The 21,431-nt window shown below is 30.9% G+C and carries 17 protein-coding genes; 15 read left to right on the forward strand and 2 right to left on the reverse strand.

The window, feature by feature from the left end:
* The first annotated feature begins 118 nt into the window (after positions 1 to 118).
* The 3 genes from OCU55_RS06995 to OCU55_RS07005 all read left to right on the forward strand — a co-directional run bounded on the left by OCU55_RS06995 (position 119) and on the right by OCU55_RS07005 (position 2,732).
* The gene (locus OCU55_RS06995; RefSeq protein WP_261851610.1) at positions 119 to 535 is read left to right on the forward strand and encodes a hypothetical protein; all 417 of its coding nucleotides are present in this window, start codon (positions 119 to 121) and stop codon (positions 533 to 535) included.
* A gap of 129 nt (positions 536 to 664) precedes the next feature.
* Positions 665 to 1,351, forward strand: coding sequence for a response regulator transcription factor (locus OCU55_RS07000; protein ID WP_261851611.1), 687 nt, complete (start codon positions 665 to 667; stop codon positions 1,349 to 1,351).
* Between the two features lie 133 nt (positions 1,352 to 1,484).
* A complete protein-coding gene (locus tag OCU55_RS07005; protein ID WP_261851612.1) occupies positions 1,485 to 2,732 on the forward strand; it encodes a sensor histidine kinase in 1,248 nt (415 codons plus the stop codon).
* A 244-nt stretch (positions 2,733 to 2,976) separates the two neighbouring features.
* On the opposite strand, the gene OCU55_RS07010 is transcribed toward OCU55_RS07005, so the two are convergent.
* Complete coding sequence (locus OCU55_RS07010) at positions 2,977 to 4,386, reverse strand: glycoside hydrolase family 5 protein (protein WP_261851613.1); 1,410 nt, start codon at positions 4,384 to 4,386, stop codon at positions 2,977 to 2,979.
* 820 nt (positions 4,387 to 5,206) lie between these two features.
* Between OCU55_RS07010 and OCU55_RS07015 the strand changes: the two genes are divergently transcribed.
* The 8 genes from OCU55_RS07015 (at position 5,207) to OCU55_RS07050 (ending at position 14,725) form a co-directional block, all read left to right on the forward strand.
* The gene (locus OCU55_RS07015; RefSeq protein ID WP_261851614.1) at positions 5,207 to 6,265 is read left to right on the forward strand and encodes an aldose epimerase family protein; all 1,059 of its coding nucleotides are present in this window, start codon (positions 5,207 to 5,209) and stop codon (positions 6,263 to 6,265) included.
* Between the two features lie 639 nt (positions 6,266 to 6,904).
* Positions 6,905 to 8,482, forward strand: a complete 1,578-nt coding sequence (locus OCU55_RS07020) for an ABC transporter substrate-binding protein (RefSeq protein ID WP_261851615.1) — start codon at positions 6,905 to 6,907, stop codon at positions 8,480 to 8,482.
* A 181-nt stretch (positions 8,483 to 8,663) separates the two neighbouring features.
* Positions 8,664 to 9,617 carry an ABC transporter permease gene (locus OCU55_RS07025; protein WP_261851616.1) on the forward strand — a complete coding sequence of 318 codons (954 nt, stop codon included), beginning with the start codon at positions 8,664 to 8,666 and terminating at the stop codon, positions 9,615 to 9,617.
* A gap of 5 nt (positions 9,618 to 9,622) precedes the next feature.
* On the forward strand, positions 9,623 to 10,474 hold the full coding sequence (locus OCU55_RS07030; RefSeq protein ID WP_261851617.1) for an ABC transporter permease: 852 nt from the start codon (positions 9,623 to 9,625) through the stop codon (positions 10,472 to 10,474).
* A 4-nt stretch (positions 10,475 to 10,478) separates the two neighbouring features.
* Positions 10,479 to 11,447, forward strand: coding sequence for an ABC transporter ATP-binding protein (locus OCU55_RS07035; RefSeq protein ID WP_261851618.1), 969 nt, complete (start codon positions 10,479 to 10,481; stop codon positions 11,445 to 11,447).
* 225 nt (positions 11,448 to 11,672) lie between these two features.
* Positions 11,673 to 12,653 carry an ABC transporter ATP-binding protein gene (locus OCU55_RS07040; RefSeq protein WP_261851619.1) on the forward strand — a complete coding sequence of 327 codons (981 nt, stop codon included), beginning with the start codon at positions 11,673 to 11,675 and terminating at the stop codon, positions 12,651 to 12,653.
* A 404-nt stretch (positions 12,654 to 13,057) separates the two neighbouring features.
* Positions 13,058 to 13,549: a diguanylate cyclase domain-containing protein gene (locus OCU55_RS07045; RefSeq protein ID WP_261851620.1), complete on the forward strand. Its 492-nt coding sequence runs from the start codon at positions 13,058 to 13,060 to the stop codon at positions 13,547 to 13,549.
* A gap of 132 nt (positions 13,550 to 13,681) precedes the next feature.
* Positions 13,682 to 14,725 (forward strand): GGDEF domain-containing protein, encoded by a 1,044-nt coding sequence (locus OCU55_RS07050; protein WP_261851621.1) that lies wholly within the window; start codon positions 13,682 to 13,684, stop codon positions 14,723 to 14,725.
* A gap of 94 nt (positions 14,726 to 14,819) precedes the next feature.
* Here OCU55_RS07050 and OCU55_RS07055 read toward each other — a convergent pair whose 3' ends face one another.
* Positions 14,820 to 16,502, reverse strand: a complete 1,683-nt coding sequence (locus OCU55_RS07055) for a methyl-accepting chemotaxis protein (RefSeq protein ID WP_261851622.1) — start codon at positions 16,500 to 16,502, stop codon at positions 14,820 to 14,822.
* A gap of 264 nt (positions 16,503 to 16,766) precedes the next feature.
* On the opposite strand from OCU55_RS07055, the gene OCU55_RS07060 reads away from it, so the two are divergent.
* The 4 genes from OCU55_RS07060 (at position 16,767) to OCU55_RS07075 (ending at position 21,424) form a co-directional block, all read left to right on the forward strand.
* Positions 16,767 to 17,936 (forward strand): serine/threonine-protein kinase, encoded by a 1,170-nt coding sequence (locus OCU55_RS07060; protein WP_261851623.1) that lies wholly within the window; start codon positions 16,767 to 16,769, stop codon positions 17,934 to 17,936.
* Positions 17,937 to 18,427: 491 nt separating this feature from the next.
* Positions 18,428 to 18,880, forward strand: coding sequence for a MarR family winged helix-turn-helix transcriptional regulator (locus OCU55_RS07065; RefSeq protein ID WP_261851624.1), 453 nt, complete (start codon positions 18,428 to 18,430; stop codon positions 18,878 to 18,880).
* A 19-nt stretch (positions 18,881 to 18,899) separates the two neighbouring features.
* On the forward strand, positions 18,900 to 20,279 hold the full coding sequence (locus OCU55_RS07070) for an MATE family efflux transporter (RefSeq protein ID WP_261851625.1): 1,380 nt from the start codon (positions 18,900 to 18,902) through the stop codon (positions 20,277 to 20,279).
* A gap of 194 nt (positions 20,280 to 20,473) precedes the next feature.
* Positions 20,474 to 21,424 (forward strand): alpha/beta hydrolase, encoded by a 951-nt coding sequence (locus OCU55_RS07075; protein ID WP_261851626.1) that lies wholly within the window; start codon positions 20,474 to 20,476, stop codon positions 21,422 to 21,424.
* Positions 21,425 to 21,431 lie beyond the last annotated feature (7 nt).

The following is a 21,431-nucleotide window of genomic DNA, read 5'->3' on the forward strand; positions in this document are numbered from 1 at the left end:
TTTTGGAAAATAATGGTTTATTAGAAAATTTTAATCAAACTTTATGACTTCTCTTATAACTTATGAAGATATAAGTATTATAATTTCACTATAAAGTGATTTAGAGAGGAGAATATAAATGAAAGATAAAATAAAATTGTTTTTTCAAAATGAAAAAGTAAAGAAATTTGGTAGAAGAATTTTTAACAAAAAGACTGTTATTGCTGCATTAGTAGCAATTGTAATCGTAATTGCATTAAGGGTAGCATTCAGTTTACTTTTCCAAGTGGAGGGCACAGTTACTAATGTTGATGGAAGCAAAGTTACAGTTGCAAATTTCATTACCACTAAAACAGTAGACATAGGTAACTTCCAGACAACATCGAATAGCATACAAGTTGGAGACAGAGTAGAAATAATGAAGAACTTGTCCGGTGATATTATAAGTGTAAGAGATAGGAACAATAGGAATCTTAAAGAGAAAAGGAATAGAATTAATAAAGGCGGAAAAAGCGTTAAAGGAAATGGTCAACGTAATTCAATGCAAGGAAAATAAAATAATTTACTTATACTGGGCCAAACATTATTGTAATTATTGCAAGTATTATTTATAATACAGAAAGACAGCCGAAAAACTAAATGTTTTTCGGCTTTTAATTAAGTATTTAAAAACTGGGAGGAGAAAATGACTAAGGTTTTGATTATCGAAGATGAAACTGAGATAGTAAGTTTTTTAAAGCCAGAGTTAACTTACGAAGGATATGAAGTAGACTGGGAACTTGACGGGAGAACGGGCTTTGAAAAAATCCAAAGTGGCAATTACGATATAATACTGCTAGATATTATGCTTCCTGGACTTAACGGAATTGAAGTGTTGAGGAGAGTTAGAAAAACTTCGAATATACCTATTATAATGCTAACTGCGCGTGATCAGGTCTCAGATAAAGTCACTGGATTAGATAATGGTGCTAATGATTATTTAACCAAACCATTTGCAATCGAAGAGCTGTTAGCAAGAATTAGAAGTGCTTTAAGAATAAATTCAATTAATATTGAAAAAGATGAAAATAGAATATTATCTTTTCGAGATATTGACTTAAATCAAGGGCTATGCGAGATTAGAAAAGGTAACAAACATATAGAGCTCACCAAAAAAGAATATCAATTATTGGAGTTTTTGGTTAAGAATAAGGGGAAGGTATTGACTAGAGACCACATCTTGAATTCAGTATGGGGATATGAGTATGTAGGTGATACAAATGTGGTTGATGTTTATGTTAGTTATTTAAGAAATAAGCTCGAAGATAGTGTCGGTGATAAATATATAACTACGATAAGAGGTGTAGGATATGTTATGAAAGAAAATTCTTAATAAAATAGATGATATTTTTCTCATAACTAAGAGGCTTTCTATTTCAAAAAAACTTACTTTGATCTACTCCTCAATTCTAATGGGTATATTAATCATATTTACTTTGTTTACGTTTATATTGATAAGAAGTTTCATGGTTAAGGATAGTGAAGCTGTAATATCTTCAAATGCAGATATTATTTCAAGTTATATTGAAAATATGAAGATTATAGATAGTAAAAATGTAAGTAGTATTAATTTAAGCGCTGGAATTTATTATATTGTGTATGATGAAAATAAAAATATTATCTATTCGAACACAGGAAACTTAATTCTAAATACCGAACGTCGACAAAACAAAAAATTACGCAACAAAGATTCCTTTGAAAAATTAAATGGAACACTCTCCACAAGTAGGGTGGTAGATGTAAAAGGAAAGATTTATTATATATTTGTAACAAAAGACTTTGAAGACATAGGAGATAAGATTGGATATATAGCTGAAATTCTTTTTACTATAAGCATTTTGGGGATTATTGTATCTTTAATTTCTGGAAACTTTTTATCTAAAAAGCTGCTTAGACCTATAAAGGATATTACAAAAACTGCAAAGGAAATAACTTCAAAGAGTCTTAGTAAAAGAATAGTTACAAATGGTGCAAAAGATGAAATTAGTGATTTGGCTGATACTTTTAATCTTATGATTGAAAGGCTTGAAGTAGATTTTGATAATCAGAAAAGATTTGTATCAGATGCATCTCATGAACTTCGCACACCTCTGGCTGTTATACACGGACATGTAAATATGCTTTATAGGTGGGGGAAGAATGATACTGAGCAACTGAATAAATCACTTATAACTCTAAAATCGGAAACAGAAAACATGAATAAATTGATAGAAAATCTATTGTATCTTGCAAAAGGAGATAATGATGTACTTTCAATTAAAAAGGAAGAGTTTCAAATCGCTTCACTTTTTAAAGAAATAGTTGAAGAAACTCAGCTAAGTTATAGCAATGTTGAAATTACATATTATTCTAATCCACAAGTAAAGGTTTATGCTGACTTTAGCAAATTAAAACAAGTAATGAGAATCCTCATTGACAATAGTATAAAATTTAGTAAAGATTCGGCGCAAATAATGATTAATTCAGAGGAAAGAGGCAAAGAAGTAATTATTACATTAACAGATAATGGAATAGGTATACCTAAAGAGAGTTTATCTAAGATTTTTGACAGATTCTATCGGGTTGATGAGTCGAGAACAAAGACTACGGGAGGAACTGGTCTTGGGCTTTCTATAGCAAAGCAAATCATACTGTATCACGGAGGAACAATTTCTGCTGAAAGTAAATTAGGTGAAGGTACTAAAATAAATATTTTCTTATCGCAGTTAATATAGTAATTAGATTACTAACTATTAGCGAAGACAACTATACCTATATAATAAAATTATACTTTGATATACTAAAAGAAATATAAATCGGAAACATATCTAGCGTGGTTAATTATAAAAATGAGAGCAGCTTCAACCGTAAAGTTGCTCTCACTTTTTATTGTATTGAGAATTATAAAATTTTAATTACAGCTAAACTTAGTAATTTCAAGTGCTTTGAATGATTATAGTTATGGAAAGTATAGATAAACTATTTGTTAGTATAATATTGTCCTAGAGAAATGCCATTTGATCCGAGAGGTATCTGATGGTCAAGTCCTATAAACTTTCCTCCAGACTGCCAAAGTGCAGGTTTTAATAAAGCGTACTTTGCTTCGTCCCAGGTCTTCCAGTCATTGCCGAGAAGTCCGCCTGTATCACCTGAATTTGGATTTATGCACCAGAAGGTTTGATTAATATGCTTACTTACTATATAATCCCTCAATAAAGTCATCCATTTTTGATTTTTTCCACCGTCCATGTAGCCACCCCACTCACCGATTAGAAGTGGCGCGATTCCTTTATCATTTATATATGCCCAGCTGTTATACCAATAATCATCTAACAAAGTTTGTGTCGTAAAGTCTTTATCAAACCAAGTTTGATTGTAAACTGAAGGGCCATAGTCATGAGGCGAATATACAATCTGACTGTTAAGTGAACCTAAGTTTATTGGATAATCTTTTACACCTCTTAAATTTCCGCCCCACCAAGCACCATACCAAGGTGATTGGTCTCCAGTAGCTCCCCATATATCAGGAGTGTCATAAGTGTAACCTTTCTCAGTTTTTGGATATTGCTCAACACCTTCGATCATTACTAGTAACTTTGGATTTTTTGCAAGCACTGCCTTTGAGCACTTTTCAGCTGCATATTTCCAATTGTTTTCATCGGTAGAATTATCCCATTTTGCTATATTTGTAGGAGTAGCAGCTGTATAACCTCTCTGTCCATGAGGTTCGTTTTTAAGATCAAAGGCTAGGATTGTATCATCATTTTTGTATTTATCAGCTAACCATGCCAAGGTATCTACCCATTTATCGGTGGTTATTACTCCAGCAGTTGGTGTATTTACGCCATACCAAAGTGGATAATTATGTCCTGAATTATTGGCATCTGGACTGTGAACATCAATCATCACCTTTATACCTAACTGTTTACAATAGCTCATTATTGTATCAAATATTTCCATGCTGTTTTTTACGCCATTTGTTGTAGGATCATAGAAGTCGGGATTACAAACATAATATGGTGGATTATTAGCAGCTGTAACGCTTGAAACTTTGTTAGGTTTTCCAATCATCCAACTATATAGAAGCTCAGAGGAAATAGGAACTCTTAAAAAACCAATACCTCTATCTGCAACATTTGTTAAAATGCCTTTAATGTCATACCAAGCACCATGGAATACGTTTTCGCTGCAGTTAAAGCCAAACCAGTTAGCACCAGTGAGCCAAACCTCTTTTCCACTCATATCATAAATCTTATTGCCTACGCAATGCAGCCAATCATCATTATTTGTATCGGCTGCTTTTACATTTTGAATGTTAGAAAAGGAACAAGTCGTAATTACAGTAGATGCAATAACAAGTGACGAAATTAGTCTTGTTAATTTTTTCATTATAAAATCCCCTTAATATTAATAATTTTAGATAATCAAAATTTTAGACGACCAACAATTTATTGAATTTTGAGATTAAAGGTGTGCACCTCCTTTATTTGAATTATTAGGTAGTATGAATAGAGAAGTTTTAGTGAAATTTTAGTGTAAATATTTCAACAAGAAGTGGTATAATTAAGTTTTAAATTTTTACGGTATGTAAATTTGTTTTATAAGCTTACTTAAGATAATGTATTAATTAATGATAAATATATATAGAAAGTATATATCTATATATTAAATATTATGTTATAAATTTACAATAATTAAGAAAATAAGTTACAAAAACTAATTATTGACGAAGAAAATGATGGAATATATATAAATACAGATGTACATGCGAAGTAGTATAGAAGAAAAACTGCTTTGATATAGGAGTTTCTAAAGAGAATAAATGTGATATTTAAAATAGGGTGTAAACAGAGAGAAAATAATATGGTATTATTATAGTGGACACAAGAATAAAAATGCTATAATGGTATAGTATGATGATAAGGAAAATCCTTTTGTTTTTTTCCGAGAATCGTTTATATTATTAGCCTTTGAGAGTGTAGTGGTAGAAAAGTAAACGATTTAAGTAGTGGCTGTAAAAATACAAGTAATTTAAGATATTTTATCACCATTAAAAAAAATACAAATCATTCTATCAAAGAATATAATAAAATTAAAACTCAATATAAGACTCAGGAAAATGAGAATTCTAAGATTGTTTGGTTTTAGAATAAAGATTAATTAAATTAAGTTTATTATTTTTTAAATATATATAAAGGAGTAGTAGATTATGAGTATAAGTAAAAGGGTTTATGGTGAAAACAGAGATGGAGAAAAAGTATATTGCTATACATTAGAAAATTCAAAAGGTATGAAAGCTGAGATAATAAATTATGGAGCTATTTTAACTTCACTTCAAGTTACTGATAATGAAGGAAAGTTTGATGATATTGTTCTTGGATATGACTCAATAGAAGGATATTTTGAAAATCCAGCGTTTTTAGGATCAACCATAGGACGATATGCAAACAGGATTGAAAATGCTTCTTTTGAACTAAATGGAGTTAGATATAATTTAACTAAAAGTGAAGGGGAGAATCAACTGCACGGAGGGCTTACAGGATTTCACAAGGTTCTCTGGGAGGTTGCTATTATAAACGATAAAGAAAATCCAAGTATCGAGCTAACATATCTAAGTAAAGATGGTGAAGAAGGATACCCAGGAAATCTGAAGGTAAAAGTAAGATATACTGTTACAGAAAACAATGAACTAAAAATAGATTATGATGCAATATCAGATAAAGATACTGTGATTAACCTAACGAATCATTCATATTTTAATTTATCAGGACATGCTTCTGGTACAGCTTTAGATCATAAGGTTATGATTAATGCAGATAGATTTACAGTTATTGATAGTCAATCTATTCCAACAGGGGAACTTAGAGATGTAAAAGGAACTCCGATGGACTTTACTAAACCTTTTAAATTAGGTGAGAGAATCAATGATGATTATGAACAACTGATCGTGGCAAAAGGTTATGATCATAATTGGTGTCTTAATGCTGATGGCAATTTACTAGAAAAGTCAGCAGAAGTAATAGATGATAAAACCGGACGTATCATGGAAGTATATACTACAATGCCTGGAGTGCAACTTTATTCGGGAAATTACTTGGATGGTTCTATAATTGGAAAAAATAAGACTGTATATAATAAGAGATCTGCTTTGTGTCTTGAAACTCAATTTTACCCAAATTCTATGAATGTTCCAAGTTTTCCTTCACCAGTATTTAAAGAAGGACAGGAATACAAACATACTACTATATATAAATTTTTGTTAAAGTAGAATACTATAAGATTATGAATCACATAAAAAATAAGACTAGCCGATTAAGGCTAGTTTTATTTTTTTACTGAAATATAATGTAAGTGAACTGCATATAATTATTAAAGATATATTAATTAAATATTGACAACATGAAAATTGTGGATTATTATTAAAACATATAAAACTTATAAGAAATATAGGAATTGAACAATGATGAGAAGAGTAAGTTAAGAAGAGCCAACAGAGAAAGATCTCCTTGGGTGGAAGAGGTTTTAGGTAAAACTTAATGGAAGTGCATCTCTGAGTTCTGAATCGAAATTATACGGATATACCACTTCATATAAAAAATATATTTTTAAATATATCTTCACAGAATTCAGAGGAGTATAGAAAATAGTTTTTAGATTGAGTTGGTGAATCTTAAGTAGACTTCAGCGGGAACGCCCGATATAGCGTTGCGGTATGCTTGTACCAACATACTTTTAGATTTTGTGTATTTGCATGGAAATCAGAGTGGAATACGAGGATTTTACTTCGTCTCTGAATTTGAGACGGAGTTTTTTTATTGCTCTAATAATGGTTAAACTTCACAGTTATTCAATTATATTCTTAAAGTTTTCTATTATACATTTAATTAATTAACAAGGGGGAACAAAAATGACATTTAAAAAATTATCAATGCTTGTAACAGCTCTAACAACAGCAGCTTTTTTATTAGTAGGCTGTGGTAGTGGAGCAAAAAGTACTACAAATGCATCAGGAACTGCAACTAAATCAGATACCTTTGTTTATGGTATTGATGGAGATCCAGGTAACTCTGTAAATGTAATAACAACTAGTGATCGTTATGGATTAATGGAGATAAAGGCATTATACTCACCACTATATATGTACAATGTTGATGGGATTAATTATTTCCTTGCTGAAAGCATGACTCAATCAGCAGACAAATTAACTTATACTGCAAAGCTAAGAAAAGATGTAAAGTGGAGTGACGGTGTTAAGTTTACTGCTGATGATGTAGTTTTCACATACAATGAAATGTTAAAAGAAAAGAATGCTGGATGGGCATATAGCCAATTGGTATTCAACGGGAAACCAGTGAAGATTACAAAGGTTGATGACTATACTGTAGATTTCACATTACCAGAAGTGAGTGCTCCTGGAATGGAACTTTTAGCCAACATCTTTATAATGCCAAAGCATATTTATGAAGGTGAAACTAATTTTGAAAATAGCACTAAGAATGCAAAACCAGTAGGGACTGGTCCATATAAACTAGAAGAATATAAAGCTGGCCAATACGTTAAAATGGTTAGAAATGATGATTACTTCTTAGGCAAAGCAAAGATACAAAATGTTATCTTTAGAGTAATACCAGATGCTAATACTGCTAAGCTTTCTCTTCAAAAGGGAGAAATAAATGCTCTATCAGTTCAATCAAGAGATTTGGATAGCCTATTAAAAGGTAATAATTTAACTCCTTACAAGTATGATGAAGGTAGAATAGCTTATACTGTGCTTAACTCTAACTCACCAAAACTTAAGGATGCAAGTGTTAGACAAGCAATTTTCTATGCACTAAACAGAACTGATTTAATAAATGCTGCTTTCGGGTCAGAAGAATATGCTAAGAAAGCTTATTCCTTCCTTCCTAACGAAAATAAATTCCATACAGACAATGTTGAGAAGTATGAGTTTGATCAGGCTAAGGCAAAAGAACTTTTAGCAAAAGCTGGGGTTTCGGGTTTAAAACTTAAACTTGGATATCCAGGTAGCAATGTTCCTTACCAAAAGGAAGCTGCTATAATTCAACAAAATCTAAAAGCAGTAGGAATAGATGTTGAGCTTGCTGCAGGCGAAGATGCTGCTATAAGTAAACAAATGAAAGATAAAAATAGCAATTATGATATGTTCCTTGGCGGATATATCATGGGAATAGATCCAGATACTTTTAATTCCTTATTTTTATCAGATAGCCAATGGAATTACAGTCATTTTGCAGATAAACAAATTGATGACTTATTTAATGCTGGAAGAGTAGAAACAGATGAAGCAAAAAGAAAAGATATATACAATCAAGTTCAGCAAAAGCTTCAAGCAAATGCATATTTCTTCCCAATTCTTGAAAACAAAAGAATTGTTGTTATGAGTTCAAACCTACAAGGAGTAGATGATGCTAAACTAGTACCAGTTTATACTTTTGAAGATATGTCTAAGCTTTATTATAAATAAGAGTTTTAAGGATGTACCCCTTCGATCCGAAACCAATTTTTAAAACTCTCACGGGTTTTGGTGAGAGAATTTTAAAATAATATAATTTATTACGAAGTGGTACATCCATATGTAGATACATGGGGAATATATAGACTTATATTCTCCATGTATAATTTATTAATTAAGGAAGTGAGCATAAGTGGCAAAATACATACTTAAGAGAATTCTACAAGCTATCCCACTGCTTTTAATTATTAGTATTATTTGTTTTGCATTGATTCAGATGGCGCCTTACAATGCAGTGGATGCTATGACAACTCCAAAAATGCCTCAAGAAACGATTAATTTAATAAAAGCAAAATATGGATTTGATAAACCTGCCTATGTGCAGTATTTCTTATGGCTAAAAGGGATGCTTACTGGTCAGTTTGGATATTCAATTGTTACTCATGAAAGCATATCAAACGACCTAAGTGCAAGACTTCCAGCTACGATGGTTTTAGTTTTTCCAGCTTATTTGATTTCTCTTGCTATTTCAATAGTTCTTGGGCTTATAGCTGGATCTAATAAAAACAAACTTGTAGATAAGATAATAGACGGGTTTTGTTCAATAAGTATAGCAACTCCAACCTTTTGGTTTGCAATGATTTTAATTTTTATATTTGGATACAAGCTATCTATACTTCCTATATTGGGGATGAATACTATAGGAGTTGAAGGCTCTATATCGGACTTTTTACTACATTATATAATGCCATGTTTTGTGTTAGTTATTGCTTATACTCCAGAGCTTGTTAGATATGTAAGATCTTCAACCATAGGACAAACTTCTGAGGGATATGTAATGGTACAGAATGCTTTTGGTGCAAGCAAAAGTGAGATATTGTTTAAGCATATTTGTAAAAATGTTCTTCTACCAATCATCACAAAGATAGGTATGGCACTACCGATGTTAGTTACTGGTGCGATGATAACAGAAACTGTTTTTGGATGGCCAGGAGTAGGTCCGTATTTTGTTACAGCAGTTCGAGGCTTAGATTATCCAGTGGTTATGGCTATTTTAGTACTATCTTCCTCTATGGTAATAATAGGAAATTTATTATCAGATATATTATATTCAATTGTTGATCCTAGAATAAAAGAAATGGAGTAAGGCCTATGAAAAGCGTAAGATTAAAAAAAGTCATAGATGAGTTAAAGGGTAATAAAAGTGCTTTATTTTCAATAGCCTTTCTTGTATTTATAATAGTTATATCAATATTTGCATTTTTAATGCCTATAGATCCAAATGCTACTGATACTTCAAGTATATTACAAACTCCTAGTATGAGCCATCTATTTGGCACTGATGAACTAGGCAGAGACTACTTAGCGAGAACCATTTATGGAGGAAGAGTATCTCTTATAGTTGGAATCCTTGCTATGATTATTTCCACTAGCATAGGTATAGGTGTAGGTACAATAAGTGGATATTTCGGAGGACATATAGATAATCTTCTAATGAGGTTTGTTGATATTATATCATCTATTCCTTGGATGATACTTGTAACTGTAGTAAGTATATTTTTAAAACCTGGGCTTCAAGCCATAATTATAGTAATTGGATTATTTTCTTGGATGGGAACCGCGAGATTGGTACGTGCAGAAACACTATCTATAAAACAAAGAGAATATGTACTTTATGCAAACTCTATTGGAGAAGCCTCAAGAAATGTGATTTTTAAACATATTATTCCTAGTGTATTTCCCACTATAATAATTGCTTCAACTTCAAGCATAGCTGATGCTATAATGACAGAATCCTCATTAAGCTTTTTAGGACTTGGAATCCAACAGCCTATGTCTTCTTGGGGAAATTTACTTCAAAATGCTCAAACAAATTTACAAAATGCACCTTATATGGCTATTTTGCCAGGTGTATTAATAATTCTTACAATATATTCTTTTAATAAATTAGGGAATGTTTTAAGAGTATTTGCTGAGCCAAAGACAGCAGGAGGTAGTAGATAATATTATGAATGACGAGATACTTCTTAAAGTAATAAATTTAAAGACTACATTTTATAATAAAAATAGCAAGATAGAAGCAGTTAGAGGAGTTGATTTTGAGGTTAACTCGGGAGATGTTCTTGGAATAGTAGGTGAATCAGGTAGTGGTAAAAGTGTGCTTATGAGATCAGTGATGAACATACTTCAAGAAAACGCCAAGATAGACTCAGGAGAAGTTCATTTTGAGGGGAAAGATCTTTTAAAACTATCACCTAAGGATATGAAAAAGATCAATGGCAAAGAGATGGCTATGATTTTTCAGGATCCAATGACGGCTCTAAATCCATTAAAAAAGGTTGGAGAGCATCTTGTTGAGGTAATAGTTAGACATAAAGGTGTTAATAAAAGAGAAGCAAAGACAATGGCTATAAAACTTTTAGCTGATGTAGGTATCCCAATGCCAGAAAAAAGAATAGAGCAGTATCCACATGAATTTAGTGGTGGTATGAGGCAAAGGGTACTTATTGCAATGGCACTTGCCTGTAAACCTAAATTACTAATAGCAGATGAACCTACTACTGCTCTAGATGTTACTATACAAGCTCAGATTTTAGAACTTTTAAAGTCTTTAAAAGAAGCTAATGATATGTCCATTATTCTTATAACACATGATTTAGGAGTAGTAGCAAACATATGCAACAGAATAGCAGTTATGTATGGTGGATTGATAATGGAAGAGGGAACTACTGAAGAGATTTTTTATAAAGCTAAGCACCCTTATACAAAAGCTTTACTGAATTCTATACCTAAAGTTGAGGGAAATGAAAAAGTAAGACTTAAACCTATAGAGGGTTCTGCTCCATCTTTATTAGATCCTCCTAAAGGCTGTCCTTTTGCAGAAAGATGTGAATTTGCAAACTCAAAATGTTTTAGTGAGATACCTGATTATAAAAAGTTTAGTGACACACATAGAGCTATGTGCTTTTTACTGTAGAGTAAATTATATAATTTTCAAGGTAGCTAAACCTAAATATTTAAATGCTTTTAGAAGCTGTTTAGAGTTAACAGTAAAAAATAAAACTTATTCGCCTGCCAAATTTTCCTCATATTCATTCGGAAAGGCAGATGCGTTAAAAAAGCTCACTGAAGAAGGTCACTTCAGCGACTTTTTTATCAGAATAAGATGAATTCTGCAAGTTAATGTAAAGGAGGCATATAAGTGGATAATTCAGATAAAGTATTAATAGAAATAAAAGATTTAAAAAAGTATTTTCCCGTTAAGAATAAATTTATTGGAAGCGAAAAGAAGTTTGTAAAAGCTGTAGATGGGGTCTCTTTTGATATAAAGAAAGGTGAAACCTTCGGGCTTGTAGGTGAGTCTGGCTGTGGTAAATCTACTCTCGGAAGGTCAATCACTAGACTTTACGATGTAACCTCAGGTGATATATTTTTTGACGGAACTAATATTGCAAAGTTTAGTAAAAAAGAGATGAAACAATATAATAAAAGGATGCAAATTATCTTTCAAGATCCTTATTCATCACTTAATCCTAATATGAACGTGGAAGAACTAATCAGCGAACCTCTTGTGCTCCATACAGATCTTTCTAATAAGGAAAGAACTAACAAGATTCAGAGTTTGCTTGAGATGGTTGGGCTTAAGAAAACAGACATGGAAAAGTTCCCTCATGAATTTAGTGGAGGACAATGTCAAAGAATTGGAATTGCAAGAGCTATATCAACTAATCCTGAGTTCATATTATGTGATGAGCCTATATCAGCCTTAGATGTATCTATTCAAGCCCAGGTAGTAAATATGCTGGAAGATCTACAAAAGGAACTAGGACTGACATATCTATTTGTGGCCCATGACCTTTCAATGGTAAGACACATATCAGATAGAATCGGTGTAATGTATTTAGGTAATATTATAGAGATTTCAGGAAGCAAGGATTTGTATAGTAATCCGCTGCATCCATATACAAAAGCGTTACTTTCAGCTATACCTATAGCTGATCCGCTAAAGGCAAAAGCATCTCAAAGACAAATAATTGAAGGAGACATACCAAGTCCAATTGATGTGCCTTCAGGCTGCAGGTTTCATACAAGATGCCCATATGCTAAACCAATATGTAAGGAAATAACACCTCAAATGAAAGAAGTAGAAAGTGGACATTCTGTGGCATGCCACTTATATTAGAAAAGTCTAGTCTTAGACAGAACTATTCCTTGTAAAGTAAGGAATAGTTCTGAAAGACTAGTTTTTTTATTTATCAAGGAATAGTTATTGGGATATACTAGTTTTCAATGAAATACATATTATTTGGTTAACATTAATTGTTAAACACATAATTAATTCAATTTAAAAAACTGAAATGGCAGATTTATATAATAAATTATATAAAAAATGGGTTTACCCCCTTAAATGTTAAAACTATAATCGTATATTATTAAGTAAAGATTTATGAGTAGGACAGTGGATTTAAAATAGGGGAGGTCAAAAAGATTTAAATGTGGTAGCTATGTGATCATATGACTATCAATTATAAGATATGGATGTAAGGGTATAAATACATAAGATAATAAATAGCAGGAGAGATAGACATGGAGACAAAAACACTTAAAACTTTATATTGGACTTATTTAACAGCAATACCAAACTTTTTTGATTTTATCGATGCTGATGTCAGTGAAGTATTTGGTAAAAAGGGCAGTTTTATAGTTTTCAATATAGTTAGTTTAAGAAAGATTAATGAAAAGTATGGAAGAGAGTTTGGTGATTTACATACTAAAGCTTTAATAAAAGCAATTACTACTATTTCATCAAAATATAAGAAATCATATTGCTTTAGATTTGGAAGCAACGATTTTGTAGTCATATTGCCTAATTATACTACAAAACAAATTAATGAGATTTCGCTTGAAATCAAAGAACAATATAAAGATAATGTGAATTCTTTAGGCCTTAATAGAGCACAGTTAAATAAATTTATGATTGAATATAAAAAAGAAATTACCTCAGTAGAAGATTTTATGAAAAGTTATTTAACTTTGCCAAGATACTTTGAATCACAAAAGAGAGTAAACGGAATATAATGGACAACTATATATGAAATTGTTTAAGGATAAATTACGTAGTTTTATTATATTAATTTATATGATATTTATATTAAAAGAAGCAACTAAGGAAGCTTTTGAGTAAACTTAATGATAATTAGGAGGTTTTGAATGGAAATAAAAGCATTAGATAATGTTTATGGTAATTATTGTACAGTACGTCCAAACTTCTTTGATTTTCTTGAAGCTGATGTTAGTAAAATATTTGGAGAAAAAGGCGCATTTATAGTTTTTAATATTTTTAATTCTCAAAAAGAAGAGGACGAGTTATATATAGAAGATATTTTCAGGTTAGTGAGAAGTGTAATTTCCGCATATCCAAATGTGTATGGTTTTATATTAGGGACTAATGATATAATAATTACTTTTCCAAACTATAATTTCGCTGATATCGAAAAAATATCTTATAAAGTAGAAGCTAACTTGAACAATAGAATAAATACTTTTGAAAACTCTCATATACAGTTAAATAAGTTCATTTTACAATATGACCAAGAGATTACATCTGTAGAAGATTTTTATGAATTGTTATTTAATAATGCGATAAGACTAGAAGAAAATAGAGAAGTTTCTAGAAAGAAAATTAAACGCATAATACATATGTTTACTAATAATATAAGGAACACACTTCATTCTTATAAATACGCAAATGAACTTGCTTTTATAGATGATGTATCAGGAATATCGAATCATCGGGCTGGAAAACTATTTTTATCAAAGCTAATGGAAGAACATATAGAAAATAGAAAAGGCTTTGGAATAATGTTTATAGATGGAGATAACTTGAAACGTTATAACAATATAAGTTATGATGCAGGAAATCAAATGATTAGAAATCTTAGTTCTATAATTAAAGACTCCATAAGAAGCGAAGATAAGGTGTTCAGATGGTTATCAGGCGATGAATTCGTAGTGATAGTAAGGGAAATAGATGAGCTAAATACTTTAAAATTAGCTGAAAGAGTAAGAAGAGCCGTTGAATCTAAAACTAAAAACTATATATACCCAACAACTATTTCAATTGGAGTAACTCATTATCCAAGTGACGGGAAGACATTTAATGATGTGATAAACAGAGCTGAGAAAGCAAATGCTTATGCAAAGTCGATTGGAAAGAATCGTGTGATAAAATGGAATGTTTCAATGAATGAATAAATAAAATACTTTTGAATATAAAAAATCGCTTTTTATTAATAAAAAGCGATTTTTATTTTGATTATTATAATATTATAAAAATATATTTTACTGATTACTCTGTTTTAAAGTTTTTTACCGCATCTGATAGGTTAGTAGAAAGATCTTTTAATTCTTTCATATTTTCCATAATATCATTAATATTCTTATTTTGAATTTCTGTTAATGCAGTAACCTCCTCAGAACTTGCTGAAGTTTCTTCACTTACAGCAGATATGCCTTCTATCACGTTAACAGTGGTAGATGTATTAGCCTCTATTTCGTTTATTTGTACTGAAAGAAATTCAATATTTTGGAACATTTCTGAAGTAGCCTTTTCTATAGAGCTAAATACATTCTCTGCATCTTTCACCGCAATTGTTTGATCGGATATTACATTTCGTGTCATATCAACATTATTAGCTATATTGTCTATATTTTTCTGAATATCATTTATTACTTCTGATATAGCTTTAGTCTGTTCCGAAGACTGTTCAGATAACTTTTTTATCTCCTGGGCCACAACTGAAAAACCTTTTCCGGCTTCACCAGCTCTAGATGCTTCTATTGAAGCATTAAGAGAAAGTAGGTTAGTTTGGTTAGAAATTGCTCTTATTATATTTGTAACTTGATTAATTTTTTCTGACTGTTCCTTAAGAGCTTTAACATCTTCTACAACCTTTGTAAAATCCTTATGAGTGGTCTCTGAAGTTTGTCCTAAAATAGCTGTTATACGGCTTCCTTTCTGGATTTCCTGTTGTGTATTAGATGCTATTTTTTGTATAGCCTTAGCTGAGGTATTTGTATTGTTAGCAGAATTATATATTTGTTTAATTGAGGTACTTCCTTTTTCTATGTCTTGTGCAAGTGTTTGATTAGACATTGCTATTTCATTTATGGCTGTAGATATATCGTTATATGAAGTCTTGCTTTCATTTACATCTTTTGATGTGTCTTGAAGTGATTTATCAAGAATAACAGCACTCTTCTTTATATTAGTAGTTAGTTCCTTAAGATTTGATAGCATGTTATTAAATCCATTAGCAAGAGATGCTATCTCATCTTCACTATGAACCACAACTGGATTTATAACTAAGTTTCCATTTTCAACTTCTTCCATGGCTTTAGCAATATCTTTTATTGGCTTAGTAGACTTACTTACTACAAGTGAAATTATTAATATTGATAGTATTAATGTAATAGCCCCAACTTCAAACAATACTTCCATTGCCTTTACTTTTGCACCCTGGAATTCAGCGGTATTTCCATTTAATGCAATTACCATATCCCAAGGCTTGTAGTATGTATAGTATGCAAATTTTGATTTTCCATCTTGTGTGTATAATACTTGTTTGACCTTAGACATTCCATATTCTTGCGTTGTAAAGCTTGAAATATTATCCACCATTTCTTTAATTTGAGACTGACCAATAAGGTTTGTACCTACAAGGCTTTTATCATTGTTATAAACAACAACACCTTTTGAATTTACAACAAAGCCATTACCATTTTCACCAACGGTACGGCTTACAATATATTTATTGAATGCATCTTTTGCTTTCGCTTGATCAGTTGCAGTTTTATCTAGCCCAGAGGCAACGTCCCAAGCACACATAACTCTCTCCATCATTTGTTCAGATAATACTTTGTTTGATTCACCGACAATTACAAAGTAGCTTGGTACTCCGATTGCAACTAAGGTTGTAACAATTAATCCTATTACAATTAATACTAATTTAGTGCTAATGTGCTTTCTCATATTTCCTCCGCAGTAAATAATAATTATTATTAGTTGATTAATTATATCAAATGTCTTTAGAGTATACAATGTAATTTAATTGGTATTATATAGATAAACTCCTAGGATAAGTTCTAATATGAAGTAGTTTATTTATATAAATCTCCTATTTGAATGTAAAAATAAATTTTTATAATAAAAAGTATACGTACCCCCATAAAATAGAAAGTGGATTCGTATATAATACTAGGCGAAATTTTGATAGATTAGTAAATGGGGGTAAGTATGCTTGAAGTTGGACATATTTTAGATGATAAATATGAAGTTAAAAAAATAATTGGTTCTGGAGGTATGGGTACAGTCTATTTATGCAAAAACATACGTCTGGACAACTTTTGGGCAATAAAAGAAACTGAAAAATGTGATAATCTAAATATAGATATTTTATCAGAGTGCAATATACTAAAGAATTTGAATCATACTGGTATTCCTAGGATAGTTGATATATTTTATGAAAATAGCTATTTTTATTTAGTTGAAGATTATATAAAAGGGAAAACTTTATTTGAGTATATAAAAGATGAACAACAAATTGAAGTAGAAACCATTAAAACTATTATTCTTGAAATTAGTGAAATAATAGATTATCTGCATAGTCTTAATCCACCAATAATTTATAGAGATTTAAAACCATCAAATATAATAATAAATCCAAGTGGAAAAGTTTTTCTTGTGGATTTTGGTATATCAAAAATTTATAAAGCAGATAGCGATAGTGATACAATCTGTATGGGATCAAGTGGCTATGCTGCACCAGAGCAACATGGACTAGCACAATCCTGCAAACAGACAGACATTTATGGAATGGGAATGGTCATGTATTTTATGCTTACAGGTAAAGTTCCGTTTAGTGGTGCAGAGCCATTATTTGATGAAAATTATAATGGTAATTTAAATGAAGATTTTATAAGAATAATCAAGAAATGTATACAGCCCGAAATTAAAGATAGATATCCTTCTGTACATGATCTAAAAAAAGAAATTATTGAATTATCAATTATTGAAAAATATGACAAGACCGTTCTTTTAAATAATTCAATGGGAAAAATCAAGAAGGTAAAGAAAAAATTTAGGATTAAAAAAATTTTTTTAATTATCCCTTTCTTCCTAATTTTATTATTTGCTTCAATGTATCTTTTAGGAGAAAGTGGCACAGGTAATAAAGGTGATGATGGAATAAATAAATCCAATGTTGAAAATAATGTACAAAGTATACCAGAAGAAACAAAAGAAACCAACGAACAAGTTCAAAATGGTAATTCTGGGGATGCAGCTAGTGATAACAAACTACAAAATCAAGCAACTGATAATACCATTAATAAGCAGACTTCAGATACTCAGCCAACATATTATAATCAGCACAAAGCTAAAGGGAATGGTAAGAAGAAAAAATAATATCATATATATTTAATTAAAATTAAGACGCTGCTAAAGCACCATGTTGAAATTGATTGATTAATCATCCGACGCTTTAATGAGCTTACGCAAAGAATTAATATGATTTTGTCATATTCCATGGCTAAAACTGTAAACTCACTACGTTCGAACAGTACAGTTTTTTAACGCCATTGCATCTGAAAAAATCATTTAATTCTAGTTGCTCGCTCATATAGCCTCTCCTGTATAACCAATCAATTTCAACAATATTCTTAAACATAGCCATTGTTAATTATTTTTATAGAAGTTGGAGAAATAAAAATCTCCGACTTTTTTTATTATAAAATAGCAGAGTTTTTCTAAATTAGAAAATGTAGTTAGAAAACTAACTATTTAATTAAACATCGTTGACACTTTAGGCAGAAAAATATATACTATAATAGTTATGAAAATATAACTATTATATAAATATAACTAATATTTAAACTATATCCTTTTTGGAGGCATAAATGGATAAACAGATATATGATGAAATGATTGAAAATCTATATTGGGCATTTCCTCTGCTTAAAACTAAATTAGTGAAGCCTTTTGATAAAGAGGAAAAAGAAAAAGAAAATGACCTAACTGGTACTCATATGACTATACTTTTTATGGTAAAAGAAAAAGGAAGCATATGCATATCAGAAATCGGGAAACATTTGGGGATTTGTAAAGCAAATCTTACACCACTTGTTCAAAAATTAATAGATAAAAGCTATATAGAAAGATTCGTTGATGACAAGGATAGAAGATACACTTTTATCAAACTTACAAGTGTCGGAGAAGATTTCCTGGATAACAAAAGATATAAAGTGCAAGAGTTTTTAAAACAAAAGGTATCAGATTTAAGCGAAGCAGATTTAATGACACTATCAGCTTCAGTTGCAGGATTAAAAGAGATTTTAATGAAAATAAAATAATTCGTAGAGGAGTGTAAGTATGGACAAAACAAACAGATTAGGGGAAGAGAAAATTTCAAAACTCCTTGTTACTTTTTCAGCACCAGCTATTATAGGTATGTTAGTAAATGCTATGTACAATGTTATTGATAGAGCTGTAATAGGTCATGGGGTAAATGAGCTTGGAATCGCGGGAATAACAATTGGATTTCCTATTCAAATAATAATGATGGCTTTTGGTATGCTTATAGGAATTGGAGCAACTTCATTAGTATCAATTCGTTTAGGTGAAGGAAAAAAAGAAGAAGCAGAAAAAATTATGGGTAATGCAGTTACCTTACTAGTAGTAATTTCTATTGTTTTAACAATTTTGGGGTTAATATTTCTTAACCCGTTATTAAAGGCTTTTGGTGCAAGTGAAGCAGTATTACCGTATGCAAGAGATTATGTTAAGGTAATTCTTGTAGGAATGATTTTTGGTACACTTGGATTTGGTATGAATAACTTTATTCGTGCTGATGGAAATCCAAAGATAGCAATGCTTACAATGCTTATAAGTGCTTTAATTAATGCAATATTAGCACCAATTTTTATATTTATATTTAGATGGGGAATGGTAGGAGCTGGTCTAGCGACTTCTTTAGCTCAAGTAGTGTCTAGTACTTGGATAATGTCATATTTTCTTATGGGAAAGAGTTCTCTTAAACTTAGATCAAAAAACCTAAGGCTAGATTCAAGAATAGTAAGAAAAATTTTAACCATAGGAACACCACCTTTTGCAATGCAATTATCAAATAGCTTGCTAAATGTTATTTTGAACAAAACTCTTATTGTATATGGTGGCGACTTAGCTATTTCTGGAATGGGAATTATTAATAGTATTCAAACATTGATGTTAATGCCTGTAATAGGAGTTAGCCAAGGTTCTCAACCAATAATAGGGTACAATTACGGAGCTAAAAAATATGACCGTATTAAAGAAACATTAAAGCTAGCAATATCAGCAGCTACAATTATTGTAGTTATTGGTTTTATATTAACTAGATTGTTCCCAAATCAATTTATTGGTATATTTGCTTCAGACGAAGAATTGATTAAGTTCGGAACACATGCATTATTTATATTCTTTTTATGTTTACCAGTGACAGGATTTCAGATTATAGGGGCTAATTACTTCCAGGCAGTTAGTAAGATGAAACCTGCTATGTTTTTAACCTTATCTAGACAGGTCCTTATACTTATTCCAGCAATTTTAATACTATCAAAAATGTTTGGATTAGATGGAGTTCTTTATGCTGGACCTTTAGCTGATTTTTCGGCGGCAGTCTTAACTGGAATTTGGTTATGGAAAGATTTAAAGCATCTAAATAATGATGAAGAAGAAAATGAGAATGAAGATTTATTGGTTCTAGAAGATTGATAATTTATATATAATATATAAAAAAGTATAAGAAGCTGTATCAGAAATTTTGATGCAGCTTTTTGATATGTAAGAAACATAGTTTTTCTGCAGAGATAGATAATTTTAAATTAGGAGCTCATTATATGATGTTTTATCGTATAATGAAGTATCATTGTAGGTCACGTAGTAAGATCAGTGGAGGAATTAATAGTATGAAGAAAAAATATGGACTGATAATTATTTCTATTTTTCTTGTATTGTTAATGATAGGCGATATCTTCGTTAGTTCATTTTTTTATGATTTAGCAATTGCAAGAAATAGTAAGGCTTTCTTAACAACGACTGAAGATATGCCAGTATCAAATACTGATACTAAGCCTAAAGTTAGTGGAAGTGAAAGATGGATAAATGAGATTGGTTATGAAACAGTAAGTATAAAGAGTTTTGATGGGCTTAAGCTTGTTGGTTATTATATTAAGGCGAAGAATAAGACTAACAAAACCGCCATACTAGCTCATGGCTATGGTGGAAGAGGTAAATCAATGGGGGATTTTGCAAAGATTTACTATGATTTGGGATACAATGTACTAATGCCTGATGATCGTGGACACGGAGTTAGTGAGGGGAATTATATTGGTTTTGGATGGGTAGATCGGTTAGATTATTTGAAATGGATCGATTTTATGTTGGAAGAAGTAGGGGAGAATGCCCAAATTGTTCTTCATGGTGTGTCTATGGGTGGTGCTACTGTTATGATGGTAAGTGGTGAGGAGTTACCTAGTCAGGTTAAAGTTATTGTAGAGGATTGTGGATATACATCTGTTGAAGACGAATTAGCTTATCAGCTTAAAAGGATGTATGACTTACCAGAGTTTCCTATTATTCAATCAACAAGCTTGCTAACCCAAATTAAAGCTGGATATAATTTTAGTGAAGCATCTGCTATAAAACAGGTTGAGAAGACAAAAATACCTATGCTTTTTATCCATGGTTCAGATGATGTTTTTGTACCTACAAATATGGTGTACAGATTATATGATGCTTGCAAAAGTGATAAAGATATACTTGTTGTTGAAGGTGCAGAGCATGGTTTATCTTTAACTAAAGCTCCAGAAGCATATAAGAATAAGGTTAAAGAGTTTGTTGGAAAATATATAAAATAGTGATGAA

This window comes from Clostridium folliculivorans (genome assembly GCF_024341905.1).
GTDB lineage: Bacteria > Bacillota > Clostridia > Clostridiales > Clostridiaceae > Clostridium_AR > Clostridium_AR folliculivorans.